The 12,971-nt window shown below is 60.8% G+C and carries 11 protein-coding genes; all 11 read right to left on the bottom strand.

From position 1 onward, the window contains the following. Positions 1-27: 27 nt before the first annotated feature. The 11 genes from ACF0H7_RS07505 to ACF0H7_RS07455 all read right to left on the bottom strand — a co-directional run bounded on the left by ACF0H7_RS07505 (position 28) and on the right by ACF0H7_RS07455 (position 12,960). Positions 28-807, bottom strand: coding sequence for an SDR family oxidoreductase (locus tag ACF0H7_RS07505; RefSeq protein ID WP_397452142.1), 780 nt, complete (start codon positions 805-807; stop codon positions 28-30). Next, a complete protein-coding gene (locus tag ACF0H7_RS07500) occupies positions 804-2,015 on the bottom strand; it encodes an O-succinylhomoserine sulfhydrylase (protein WP_397452141.1) in 1,212 nt (403 codons plus the stop codon). The genes ACF0H7_RS07505 and ACF0H7_RS07500 overlap by 4 nt, the downstream gene beginning before the upstream one ends. A 13-nt stretch (positions 2,016-2,028) precedes the next feature. After that, positions 2,029-3,534, bottom strand: coding sequence for an amidophosphoribosyltransferase (gene purF / locus ACF0H7_RS07495; protein ID WP_397452140.1), 1,506 nt, complete (start codon positions 3,532-3,534; stop codon positions 2,029-2,031). 12 nt (positions 3,535-3,546) lie between these two features. Then, complete coding sequence (locus ACF0H7_RS07490) at positions 3,547-4,173, bottom strand: CvpA family protein (protein ID WP_397452139.1); 627 nt, start codon at positions 4,171-4,173, stop codon at positions 3,547-3,549. Between the two features lie 88 nt (positions 4,174-4,261). Continuing rightward, positions 4,262-4,921, bottom strand: coding sequence for an SPOR domain-containing protein (locus ACF0H7_RS07485; RefSeq protein ID WP_397452138.1), 660 nt, complete (start codon positions 4,919-4,921; stop codon positions 4,262-4,264). Beyond that, positions 4,905-6,212 carry a bifunctional tetrahydrofolate synthase/dihydrofolate synthase gene (gene folC / locus ACF0H7_RS07480; RefSeq protein ID WP_397452137.1) on the bottom strand — a complete coding sequence of 436 codons (1,308 nt, stop codon included), beginning with the start codon at positions 6,210-6,212 and terminating at the stop codon, positions 4,905-4,907. The genes ACF0H7_RS07485 and folC overlap by 17 nt, the downstream gene beginning before the upstream one ends. Then, positions 6,209-7,129 (bottom strand): acetyl-CoA carboxylase, carboxyltransferase subunit beta, encoded by a 921-nt coding sequence (gene accD / locus ACF0H7_RS07475; RefSeq protein WP_397452136.1) that lies wholly within the window; start codon positions 7,127-7,129, stop codon positions 6,209-6,211. The genes folC and accD overlap by 4 nt, the downstream gene beginning before the upstream one ends. A gap of 301 nt (positions 7,130-7,430) precedes the next feature. Further along, positions 7,431-8,051, bottom strand: a complete 621-nt coding sequence (locus ACF0H7_RS07470) for a phosphoribosylanthranilate isomerase (protein WP_397452135.1) — start codon at positions 8,049-8,051, stop codon at positions 7,431-7,433. Between the two features lie 64 nt (positions 8,052-8,115). Further along, on the bottom strand, positions 8,116-8,940 hold the full coding sequence (truA, locus tag ACF0H7_RS07465; RefSeq protein ID WP_397453851.1) for a tRNA pseudouridine(38-40) synthase TruA: 825 nt from the start codon (positions 8,938-8,940) through the stop codon (positions 8,116-8,118). Between the two features lie 153 nt (positions 8,941-9,093). Then, complete coding sequence (locus tag ACF0H7_RS07460; RefSeq protein ID WP_397452134.1) at positions 9,094-11,862, bottom strand: FimV/HubP family polar landmark protein; 2,769 nt, start codon at positions 11,860-11,862, stop codon at positions 9,094-9,096. A gap of 87 nt (positions 11,863-11,949) precedes the next feature. Next, positions 11,950-12,960 carry an aspartate-semialdehyde dehydrogenase gene (locus tag ACF0H7_RS07455; RefSeq protein WP_397452133.1) on the bottom strand — a complete coding sequence of 337 codons (1,011 nt, stop codon included), beginning with the start codon at positions 12,958-12,960 and terminating at the stop codon, positions 11,950-11,952. Between the last annotated feature and the right edge of the window lie 11 nt (positions 12,961-12,971).

Below are 12,971 nucleotides of genomic sequence, written 5' to 3'. Positions count from 1 at the left end.
TTGCAGCTTGAAGCTTGGAGCTTGCCGCTACCCCTGATAAATCATTTTCTTGGTCATGCCACCGTCGACCACAAATTCCTGGCCGGTGACGAATCCTGCGTTCTTCGACAGCAGCCAGGCCACCATCGCCGCCACGTCCTCCACCGTCCCTACCCTGCCGGCCGGATGCTGGGCATGGTCGGCTTCCGACAATGGCTCGGCACGCCGCGCAGAGGGGTCTCTGGCGTCGATCCAGCCAGGGCTGACGGCGTTGACACGGATTTCCGGCCCCAGGCTGATGGCCAAGGCGTGAGTCAGGGCCAACAAGCCACCCTTGCTCGCCGCATAAGCCTCGGTGTCGGGTTCCGATTGCCCGGCACGGGTCGAGGTCAGGTTGACGATGGCACCACAGTGAGCGCGCAGGTAGGGGGCACAATGCTTGGCCAACAGCATCGGCCCGCTGAGATTGACCGCCAACACGCGGTTCCAGTGCGCCAGGGTAAGACTTTCGAGAGTGGTGTTGCGGGGATCGGCCACGGCGGCATTACATACCAGCGCGTCGAGACGACCGAACTGGCCGAGGACATTGGCCACGCCGTGGGCCACTTGATCTTCGCTGGACACGTCCATGGCGACAAACAAGGCGTTTTCGCCCAGCACCGTCGCCACTTTCGCCCCGCGTTCGCGATCCAGATCAGTCAGTACGACTTGCCAGCCTTCGCTGATCAACCAGGCAGCGATGCCGAGGCCGATTCCGCGCGCCGCACCCGTGACCAAAGCGACCTTGCCATTGTGGACACTGGCCGCTTCTACCGCCCACTCGCTCACAATGCCGCCAGACCACGCGCCAGATCGGCCTGCAAGTCAGCGACATCTTCCAGGCCCACGGCAACCCTGATCAGGCTGTCGCGAATCCCGGCCGCTTCGCGTTCTTGCGGCGCCAGACGGCCGTGCGAGGTGGTGCTTGGGTGGGTGATGGTGGTTTTGGTGTCGCCCAGGTTGGCGGTGATCGAGATCAGCCGCGTGGCGTCGATAAAGCGCCAGGCGCCCTCTTTGCCACCTTTGACCTCGAAGCTCACCACCGCACCAAAGGCTTTTTGCTGACGCTTGGCCAATTCATGCTGTGGATGGCTCTTGAGCCCGGCGTAATGCACTTTTTCGATGCCGTCCTGCTGCTCCAGCCATTCGGCCAACTCCTGGGCGCTGGCGCAGTGAGCGCGCATACGCAACTTCAAGGTTTCCAGCCCCTTGAGGAAGATCCAGGCGTTGAACGGGCTCAGGGTCGGCCCGGCGGTGCGCAGGAAACCCACCACTTCTTTCATTTGCTCGCCGCGACCGGCGACCACGCCGCCCATGCAACGGCCCTGGCCGTCGATGAACTTGGTCGCCGAGTGCACGACCACGTCAGCGCCCAGCAGCAAAGGCTGCTGTAGCGCTGGCGTGCAGAAACAGTTGTCGACCACCAGCATCGCGTTTTTCGCATGGGCGATTTCCGCCAACGCTGCGATATCGACCAATTCGGCCAACGGGTTGGACGGGGATTCGACGAACAGCAATTTGGTGTTGGCCTTGATCGCTGCATCCCAGCCAGACAGGTTGTCCAGCGGCACGTAGTCGACTTCGATACCAAAGCGCTTGAAGTACTTCTCGAACAGGCTGATGGTCGAGCCGAACACGCTGCGCGACACCAGCACATGATCGCCGGCGCTGCACAGGCTCATGACCACAGCCATGATCGCCGCCATGCCCGTAGACGTGGCGACGGCCTGCTCGGCGCCTTCAAGGGCGGCAATGCGCTCTTCGAAAGCTCGCACGGTCGGGTTGGTATAGCGCGAGTAGACGTTACCCGGCACTTCACCCGAGAACCGCGCAGCCGCATCGGCGGCCGTGCGGAACACGTAGCTGGAGGTGAAGAACATCGGCTCGCCATGTTCGGCTTCCGGCGTACGGTGTTGACCCGCACGCACGGCGAGGGTGTCGAAACCCACGCCTTCAAGATCACTGTCCAGCCGACCGGCATCCCATTCTTGAGTCATGCCGCCTACTCCTTTAGTTGTTGTACAGATCGATAATGGCGCTGACCGCCTGGGTCTTGACCTTGGACGCGTCGTTACGCGCCTGTTCGATCTTGTGCAGATAGTGTTCGTCGATATCGCCGGTCACGTATTCGCCATTGAATACCGAGCAATCGAAATTGTCGATTTTCACCTTGCCGCCGCCCACTGCTTCGATCAGGTCCGGAAGGTCCTGATAGATCAGCCAGTCGGCACCAATCAGATCGGCCACGTCCTGGGTGGTGCGGTTGTGTGCGATCAGTTCGTGTGCGCTCGGCATGTCGATGCCGTACACGTTCGGGTAACGCACGGCAGGCGCTGCGGAACAGAAGTAGACGTTCTTGGCACCGGCTTCGCGAGCCATCTGGATGATCTGCTTGCAAGTAGTGCCGCGAACGATGGAGTCGTCCACCAGCATCACGTTCTTGCCGCGGAATTCCAGCTCGATGGCGTTGAGCTTCTGGCGTACGGATTTTTTCCGCGCAGCCTGGCCCGGCATGATGAAGGTCCGGCCGATATAACGGTTCTTGACGAAGCCTTCACGAAACTTGACGCCCAAGTGGTTCGCCAGCTCAAGGGCGGCGGTACGGCTGGTGTCAGGAATCGGGATGACCACGTCGATGTCATGGTCTGGACGCTCGCGCAGGATCTTGTCCGCCAGCTTCTCGCCCATGCGCAGACGCGCCTTGTACACCGAGATGCCGTCGATGATCGAATCCGGACGCGCCAGGTAGACGTGCTCGAAGATGCACGGGGCGTATTTCGGGTTGGTCGCGCACTGACGGGTGTGCAGCTTGCCGTCTTCAGTGATGTAGACCGCTTCGCCCGGCGCCAGATCGCGGATCAGGGTGAAACCAAGCACGTCGAGCGCCACGCTTTCCGAGGCGATCATGTATTCGACGCCTTCGTCGGTGTGACGTTGGCCGAACACGATCGGACGAATGGCGTCCGGGTCACGGAAACCGACGATGCCATAACCGGTGATCATCGCAACCACGGCGTAACCGCCACGAACGCGGTGATGCACGTCGCTGACAGCGGCGAACACGTCTTCTTCGGTCGGCTGCAGCTTGCCGCGCTGGGCCAGTTCGTGAGCGAAGATGTTGAGCAACACTTCCGAATCGGAGTTCGTGTTGACGTGGCGCAGGTCAGATTCGTAAATCTCCTTGGCCAGTTGCTCGACGTTGGTCAGATTGCCGTTGTGCGCCAGCGTGATGCCGTAGGGCGAGTTGACGTAAAACGGTTGAGCTTCGGCCGAAGTCGAGCTGCCCGCAGTGGGATAACGCACATGACCGATACCCATGTGACCGACCAGGCGCTGCATATGGCGCTGGTGGAACACATCACGGACCAACCCGTTGTCCTTGCGCAGGAATAACCGGCCGTCGTGGCTGGTTACGATACCGGCAGCGTCCTGGCCGCGGTGCTGGAGGACGGTGAGCGCGTCATACAGCGCCTGATTGACGTTCGACTTACCGACGATACCGACGATGCCACACATGCGACACAACCCCTACTTAGTGGAACTGGATTTACCGAACACGTCCTGCGGCAGTTTTTGCGACAGAAGGTGATCCTTGACATCCTGCGGCAGGTTTTGCGGCAGGAGGTGATCCTTGAACGGCAGATCAGCGGGTACGCTGATGCCGCTGGCTAGCCACTTACTGGAGAACCCGAGAATCAGGTTTTTCGACCAGTCAGCAACCATTAGAAATTGTGGCATCAGTTTAGACTGCTGCCACCATTGATCTTGCTGTACCGGCCCCAGGCTCAACAGCCCGACCGCTACAACGACCAGCAAGCCTCCGCGCGCGGCGCCGAAGACCATACCCAGAAAACGATCGGTCCCGCCGAGGCCGGTGACGCGAATCAGTTCGCCGATGAGAAAATTGACCATGGCGCCGACCAGCAAGGTGGCGACAAAAAGAATGGTACAGCCTGCAATCACGCGGGCCGAGGGTGTATCGATATACGCGACAAGGTACTGCGCCAGCGACCCGCCGAACATCCAGGCGACAGCGCCTGCAACGATCCAGATGAGCAGCGACAACGCCTCTTTGACGAAACCACGCTTCAAACTGATCAGAGCGGAGATGGCGATAATTGCGATGATCGTCCAATCAACCGGAGTAAATGGCACGTTGCAGCCTACTGACGGATAAGGCGGCGCATTTTAGCAGAGCGCTTGCCCGTCGGTAAGCAGCGATTGACGACGGGCTACGAATAGATCAGTTGCGTTCCGGCTGGAAACGCACCACGAAACCCTTGAGCTTCTGTTGCTTGCCCAGTTGGTCGCGCAAACGATCCGCTTCGGCACGCTCGATCAACGGCCCGACGAACACCCGGTTCACCCCGTCCGCAGAGCGGATATAGGCGTTGTAGCCCTGGGAACGCAGGGTTTTCTGCAAGGCGTCGGCGCTGTCGCGATTGGACAGGCTGGCCAGTTGCACCGACCAACTGACCGACAAGCCGTTGGTGTCAACATGACGCGGTTCAGCGGCAGGTTTGGCGGCTGCGACTGGCGCGGCAGGCGCGACCTTCGCTGCTGGAGCCGGCGGCGGGCTGGCCTTGGCGACCTGGGCAGGAGTTGGGGTCGGCAACGGCTGCATGGCCGGCGCCTTCTCTTTTTGTACCGGAGCCGGCGCCTGAGCGACAGGTTCCTCGTCTGGCACAGGCTCTTGGGGCAAGGCTTGCTGCTCGGGCACCGCAACCGGATCGACCTTTAACGCGGTCATTGCCGGGGCTTGCGGGGCGGCAGGCACTTCGACCTGCACCCGACGGGTTTCATCCTGGCGCGAAAACAGCATCGGCAAGAAAATCACGGCCAGTGCGATCAACACCAGAGCCCCTACCATCCGCTGCTTGTACACGTTATCCAGCAAAGCCATTTGCAACGTCCTCCTGGGCGTGCCGAGCCAGCCATTCCAGGCCCTCGGCAACGCTAAAAAAAGATCCGAACAGCAGAATTTCATCATCGGCGGTGGCGTGAGCGCACTGCCCTTCCAGCGCCTGCGCAATAGTGTCGTACACGCTGACCTGCGCGCCATGCTTGAGCAGCGCAGCCTGCAGCTCTTGCGCCGGGCGACTGCGCGGGGTCGGCAAGGGGGCCACGGCCCAGTCTTGCACGCCAGTCGTCAACTCACTGACTACACCATCGATGTCCTTGTCCGACAGCAACCCGAACACCGCCAGACGCTTGCCCACCACCGGGCGCTGCGCCAGGCGCTGGGCGAGGAAGTGCGCGGCATGGGGATTGTGACCGACATCGAGCAACAGCTTCAGCGGCTTGCCATGCCAGTTGATCTCGCGCCGATCCAGACGACCGGTGATTCGCGTGGCGCTCAAGGCTTCACGGATAATCTCCGGCTGCCATGGTAGATCCAGCAGCAAATAAGCCTGCAACGCCAGCGCGGCGTTTTCCATCGGCAAATCGAGCAACGGCAAATCGTGCAGCTCGACCAACTGCCCCTGGGCATCACGACCGCGCCAGTGCCAGGCATTGTCAGTCAGCGCCAGGTCGAATTCACGACCGCGCAACGAGAAGGGACACTGCAGTTCTTTGACCCGCTCAAGCAAAGGCGCAGGCGGGTCCAGATCGCCGCACAAGGCCGGACGCCCTTCGCGGAAAATCCCGGCCTTTTCGAAGGCCACTGATTCGCGGGTATCACCCAGCCAATCGGAGTGGTCAACGCCAATGCTGGTGACCAGCGAGATGTCGGCATCGATAAGATTGACCGCATCCAGACGCCCGCCCAGGCCGATTTCCAGCACCACCGCATCCAGCTTCGCCTGCTCGAACAGCCAGAATGCAGCCAGGGTGCCCATTTCGAAGTACGTCAGGGAGATATCACCCCGCGCGGCTTCCACCACGGCGAAGGCTTCACATAACTGGCTGTCGCTGGCTTCGACGCCTTGCACCTGCACCCGCTCGTTGTAGCGAATCAGGTGCGGCGAGCTGTAGACCCCGACTTTCAAACCCTGCGCTTGCAGCAACGAGGCGACGAACGCACAGGTAGAACCTTTACCGTTAGTGCCTGTAACCGTGATCACCCGGGGCGCGGGCCGGGCGATGCCCAGCCTGTGCAGCACCTGTTGCGAACGCTCCAGCCCCATGTCGATGGCTGAAGGGTGCAGCTGTTCGAGGTAGGCAAGCCAGTCGCCCAGGGTGCGCTCGGTCATACGGTGGCCGGTACCGGCGGGATCACCATCGGCTCAATCGGCGAAGCTACAAACTTCGGCGTCGGCAGATTCATCAGTTGCGCCAGCAGGTTGCCCAGGCGTGGACGCAGTTCCTGGCGGTCGATGATCAGGTCGATGGCGCCGTGAGCCAGCAGAAACTCGCTGCGCTGGAAACCTTCTGGCAGTTTTTCACGCACGGTCTGCTCAATCACGCGCGGGCCGGCAAAGCCGATCAGCGCCTTCGGTTCAGCAACGATCACGTCGCCCAACATCGCCAGGCTGGCGGAAACACCACCGTAGACCGGGTCGGTCAGCACCGAAATAAACGGCAGCCCTTCTTCACGCAGACGTGCCAGTACCGCTGAGGTCTTGGCCATTTGCATCAGGGAGATCAGCGCTTCCTGCATCCGTGCGCCACCAGAAGCAGCGAAACAGACCATCGGGCAGCGATTTTCCAGCGCGTAGTTGGCGGCACGCACGAAGCGCTCACCAACGATGGCGCCCATCGACCCGCCCATGAAGGAGAACTCGAAGGCACAGGCCACTACCGGCATCCCCAGCAGCTTGCCGCTCATGGAGATCAGTGCGTCTTTCTCACCGGTCTGCTTCTGCGCAGCGGTCAGGCGGTCCTTGTACTTCTTGCCGTCGCGAAACTTCAGACGGTCCACTGGCTCCAGGTCGGCGCCCAGTTCGGCACGGCCTTCGGCGTCGAGGAAGATGTCCAGGCGAGCACGCGCGTCGATGCGCATGTGGTGGTTGCACTTGGGGCACACGTCCAGGGTCTTTTCCAGCTCCGGACGATACAGCACCGCTTCACACGATGGGCACTTGTGCCAGAGCCCTTCAGGTACCGAGCTTTTTTTCACCTCGGAACGCATGATCGAAGGGATCAGTTTGTCTACCAACCAGTTGCTCATGCTTTCTTTCTCCAGTACCGGTGGCTCGAACGCGAGGACGATTGACAGTCCCGCGCAGGCCTTTAAGCAAAATTCATGGGTTCGGCGAGGATCTGGGGCCACAGGGATCGGCTACCGCCTGACCTGCCTGCACTGCTCCACATCACCCGCCATGGTGACGACGCGTCATCGCCTCGTCGCTTATATTCACCGCCGCCTATTAAACATTGTCGGCCCGCGCGCTTATTGCTGCGCCAGGCTTATGGACGGTGGCTCAACGCCAACCGTCACATCAAGGCGGCAACCTGGCCCGCCATTTGAATCAAGCCCCCTGCACTGCATCCATGAACGCCTGGATCTTGTCGTGATCCTTGATCCCCTTGCCCGACTCCACGCCACCGCTGACATCCACGGCATAGGGGCGAACCTGGGCAATGGCCCGGGCCACGTTGGCCGGCGTCAAACCGCCCGCCAGAATGATCGGTTTGCTCAAGTGTTGCGGAATCAACGACCAGTCGAACGCTTCCCCGGTACCGCCTGGCACGCCCGGCACATAGGTGTCGAGCAAAATGCCGCTGGCCTTCGGGAACGCTCGGCATGCGGCGGCGATATCGTCACCGGGCTTGACCCGGATCGCCTTGATGTAAGGCCGATGGTAGCCGTCGCAGTCCGCAGCCGTCTCATCACCATGGAACTGCAACAAGTCCAAGGGTACGACTTCCAGAATTTCACTGAGTTCGCAGCGTGTGCAGTCGACGAACAGGCCGACGGTGGTCACGAACGGCGGTAACGCGGCAATGATTTCCCGTGCCTGCACCACGGTGACCGCACGCGGGCTTTTAGCGTAGAACACAAAACCTATGGCGTCGGCCCCGGCATCAATGGCGGCCAGCGCGTCTTCTATGCGGGTAATCCCGCAGATCTTGCTGCGAACGGCTGACATGTCGTGAAAAACCCCAAGCCTTGTTCGGGAAAGTCCCGGATGTTAACAAATGCTTTTCCGGTCGTCAGCCGGCAAGTTCAGAGAAGCCGGTGAGAAAGTGTGGACCGATGTAACGTTCCGGCAATTCGAACTCGTCGTGGTACTCGACCTGGACCAGATAAAGCCCAAACGGATGCGCCGTGACGCCACCCGTGCGCCGAACCCGGCTTTCCAGAACCTCACTGGCCCACTCGATGGGCCGTTCGCCAGCACCGATGGTCATCAGCACCCCGGCGATATTGCGCACCATGTGATGCAGGAAGGCATTGGCGCGCACGTCGATGACAATCATCTGGCCATGACGGGTAACCCGCAGGTGGTGCAGCTTCTTGACCGGCGACTTGGCCTGGCACTGCCCGGCCCGGAACGCGCTGAAGTCGTGGGTACCGACCAGGTATTCGGCCGCCAGCGCCATGCGCTCGACGTCCAGCGGGCGGTGGTTCCAGGTGATTTCGTCATTCAGGTGCGCCGGGCGGATCGGATCGTTGTAGATCACGTAGCGGTAGCGCCGGGCAATCGCCTTGAACCGCGCATGAAAATGCGCCGGCATGACCTTGGCCCAACTGACGCTGATATCGTGCGGCAGGTTGATATTGGCGCCCATGACCCAGGCTTTCAGCGAGCGCTCGGCCTGGGTATCGAAATGCACCACCTGGCCACAGGCGTGCACGCCCGCGTCAGTGCGACCCGCGCACAACAGCGAGACCGGCGACGCCGCGACTTTGGACAGGGCCTTCTCAAGGGTTTCCTGAACCGTCAGCACGCCGGAAGCCTGACGCTGCCAGCCGCAATAACGCGAACCCTTATATTCGACACCCAATGCGATTCTGGAAAAGCCAGCGGCAGCCATTTCGGCTGCCGCGGTATCTTCGAAACTATTTGTTGAAGCCAAGACGTACAGCCTGTTGGTTTGCGCTAAGGCGGCCATTATAAGGGATGCACACGCCATAAACGCAAACGACCGCAAAAGCGGTCGTTATACGTTACAGCCTCAAGCGTTGACTCAGGCCAGACGCGAGAGCATCTCCCGCGCTTCGGTTTTCTGGTGCTCATCTCCCTCGCCGACCACTTCATCAAGGATGTCGCGCGCGCCGTCGGCGTCGCCCATCTCGATGTAAGCACGCGCCAGATCCAGCTTGGTCGCTGCTTCGTCGGTGCCCGCCAGGAAATCGAACTCCGGCTCGTCCTCCGCATGCAGCAATGCATCTTCTGCGGTGAAGCTCGGAACCTCGAACGGCTTGGCCATTGGCGGCTGTTCAAGGCTGGCCGACAGACGATCCAGCTCGGCATTGACGTCGTTCAGCTCGTCAGTGAAGGCGTTCGGCCCGGTATCCAGCTCGTCGGCCAACGACAGGTCGAAGTCTTCAGGCATCGACAAGTCATCCACCGGCGCCTTGCCAGCCACCGGCGTTTGCGCCAGATCGGGTGCATCGTCGAACGCCGGCAGGTCGCGCAGGTCATCCTGGAGGCTGAGCAGGAAATCATCTTCCGCGTTCAGCTTTGGCTGCTCTTCCGAGAGGTCCAGATCGAAATCGGCCAGATCTTCAGGCGTCGACTGCCGAACTTCGCTCTGCTGCTGCATGATCGACTCGAAGCTCAGGTCATCGTCATCCGCTGCGGCGGCCAACGGCGCGTCGAGGCTGATTTCATGATCGAGGTCCAGGTCATCCAGCGCAGGCTTGGTTTTATCGACAATCACTGCGGGCGAGGCTTCTTCCAGATCGTCGAGACTCAGGTCGAAGTCGTGATCGAAATCGTCAGGCTCGGCGGCTTTGGCCACAGGCGTGGGTTCGACCGGCGCAGGCGCAGGCGTCACTACCGGAGCAGGCGCAGGAGCAGGCTCGTTGTCCTGCAACAAGCTCTTGACGTAGTTGGCATCCAGTTGCGAAGCCACTACTGCTGCCGCACCGACCGCCGCAGTCGCGGCAACCGTCGCCATGAGCGGGAAGCGACTTTTCAGTTGCTCGACTTCAGCATGGTTTGCACCATTGGCCACCAGCTTGCGCTCCTGGCCGGTGAAACCACTGCGATCGCCCTGCTGTGCGTAGACTTCCATCAGTTGCAAGCGCAAATCGCTGCGCTCCGGCTGTTCCTTGGTGGCATCTTCCAGCAGCTCGGCAGCCGAATTCAGGCGACCGTTGGCAATGTGGGTCTTGGCCTGTTCAAGCACATCAGCCGACCGTTCACGAACCGGCTCGACTGGCGCCGCGGCGACCGGTGTCAGCTTTACGCTCGGCGGCGGCACCTCAAGGCCTGCGAAACTGGCGTCCGGCAAGTCCATATCCGACGCGAACTCCGACTCTTCAGCCAGCGCGCGGGCCATGCGCTTGTGCTTCTCGGCCTCCTGCTGCGCGTTACGACGGCGAGCCAGAAGCAGCAGCAACAACAGCAGGACAACCAACGCGCCACCACCGATCAGCCCCATCAATAAAGGACTGGCGAGCAGCTTGTTGAAGGTGCTGTTGGCGTTATCGGTTTCGTCCGGGGTCGTGGCGGTAATCGGCTGCGCTTCCGGTGCCGGGGTCACATCGGCAGGCGGTGGCAATGCATCTTCGGGTGCGATTTCGCCCGGCGGCTTGACCGAAATATCAGCAACGGGCGGCGCTGTGACCAGCGCTGCCGGAACCGACGGCGACACGACGGCGGTATCGGTAGGCGCTGGTGCAGGTGTCGGCTTGGCGGTGCCGCCGTCAGCCTGCATCTTGGCCAATTGATCGTTCTTCAACTGGATCAGACGTTGCAGCTTGTCCAACTGGCTTTGCAGATCGGTCATGCGGCTTTTCAGCTCGCTATTGTCCCGACGCGTGGTGTCCAGGTTTTCCTTGGCCACCGCCAGTCTGTTGCTGACTGCTTTGCCATCGCCCGCAGCGCCCTTGTCGCCTTTGCTGGTACCCGATACCAGGCTCAGGTTATCCGGGGTTTCGACCTTGCGCGGCGCAGCTTCAGCCTTGGCGTGGCGAGTCGCATCTACCTGACGCGGGCCAGCAGGCAAGGCTCGGCGCTGACGCCAGGCGAGGTTTTGTTCGTGAACCTGAGCGACCGCCTGCGGTTGCGCAGTCGCGGCGACTTGCTGGGCATCGGGAAGACGCAACACCTGGCCGGTTTTCAAGCGGTTGATGTTGCCTGCGATAAACGCGTCGGGGTTCAGCGCCTGAATCGCCAGCATGGTCTGTTGAACGGAGCCACCGGTGCGCAGACGCGCTGCGATTACCCACAAGGTATCGCGCTTGGTGGTGGTGTATTGAGCTGGCTTGGCCTCGACCGCTGGCGTTGCCGCTGGCATTTCCACCGGAGCGGGCGCTGATTGAGGCGCTTCGGCTGGCGCCGGGGCAGTGGCAGGCAGTTGTGCCGTGGCTGCGGCTTCCGGGGTCGCCTTGGGCGGATCAAGCAGAACACTGTACTCGCGCAGCAAGCGACCGTTCGGCCACAGCACTTGCACGAGGAATTTCATGTAGGGGTCGCGGATCGGTTTGGTCGATGTAATCCGCAGCACGCTTTTGCCGCTGGCATTGATCACTGGGGTAAACGTCAAATCATCGAGAAACGCCTGGCGATCAACCCCCGCGTGGGCGAAATCGGCGCTGTTCGCCAGACTCGGCACCACCTGCCCTGCCCTGAGATCTTTGGCATCGAGCAGTTCGATTTCCGCTACCAAAGGCTGGTTCAGGGTCGACTTCAGGGTCAATTCCCCGAGCCCCAGCGCGTGGGCCATACCAGACGACAGCGCAGAAGCAGCAGCGATTGCTAATACCAGTTTACGAACCTGAACCATAGCCCATCCCTTGTCTTGATAATCCTCGGTAACCGAGAAGGTAAAGCCTGCGTTAGATGTTCGCTTAAAATTGTTGCCAAGTATCTTTTACACAAGATCTTTTATCAACAATTCAGCCACTTGCACAGCGTTCAACGCTGCACCCTTACGAACGTTGTCAGATGCTACCCACAGGTTAAGTTCCGCCGGGTCATCAATTCCCGCGCGCACTCGCCCTATATAGACCACATCTTGACCGACTGCATCGCCGACCGCCGTAGGATAATCGCCTGCTTCGACCAGCTCGATACCCGGCGCAGCCTCTAGCGCGGCATTTACAGCCGCCAGGTCGACTGCCGTAACGGCTTGCAGAGAGACGCTGAAACTATCGCCAAAAAACACCGGAACTTGAGCGCAGGTGGCGGAGACCCTCAGTAAAGGCATCGCCAACAGTTCGCGCAACTCCGCGACCAGTCGTTTTTCCAGTGAACCATGGCCTTGGGCATCTGGCTTGCCGGCCTGAGCCAATACGTTGAATGCCATCTGATGATCGAAAAAGCGCGGTTCCAGCGGACGCACATTCAACAACTCGGCGGTTTGCCGCGCCAGTTCGGCGACGCCTTCGCGACCCTGACTCGAAACGGCCAAAAATGCAGTGATATTGACCCGTTGTACGTCGATGATCCCGCGCAACGGCGCCATTGCCATGGCCACTGCGGTGGCGGAAGGACTTGGGCTGGCAACAAGCCAGGGCTTTTTCAACGTCGAGATCAAGGCAGCATTGATTTCCGCAACGATATTGGGCGCTTCTTCAGTCGGCAAACCGCCCGACAAATCGATCACCGAACACCCCGCCGCCGTCGCCCGCGCCACATAGCTGCGCGTGATCGCCGGACCTGCGGCGAAGAAGACCAGTTGAACCTTGCTGAAATCGAACTCGTCCACTTCGCGCACGCGCACGTTCTTGCCACGAAAGGGTACTGAGTGACCGGCCGATTCGGTGCTGGCCAACAGGTGCAGCTCAGCGACCGGGAAATCGCGCTCTTCGAGGATCTGGACGAGGGTTTCGCCGACAGTACCGGTGGCGCCGATCACGGCAATATCAAAGGACTGGTGCATGCAAAAACCTC

The organism is Pseudomonas sp. NA-150 (genome assembly GCF_044336365.1).
Classification (GTDB): Bacteria; Pseudomonadota; Gammaproteobacteria; order Pseudomonadales; family Pseudomonadaceae; genus Aquipseudomonas.
Note: the sequence above shows the minus strand (reverse complement) of the source record. Positions and strands in the feature narration are given on the sequence as shown.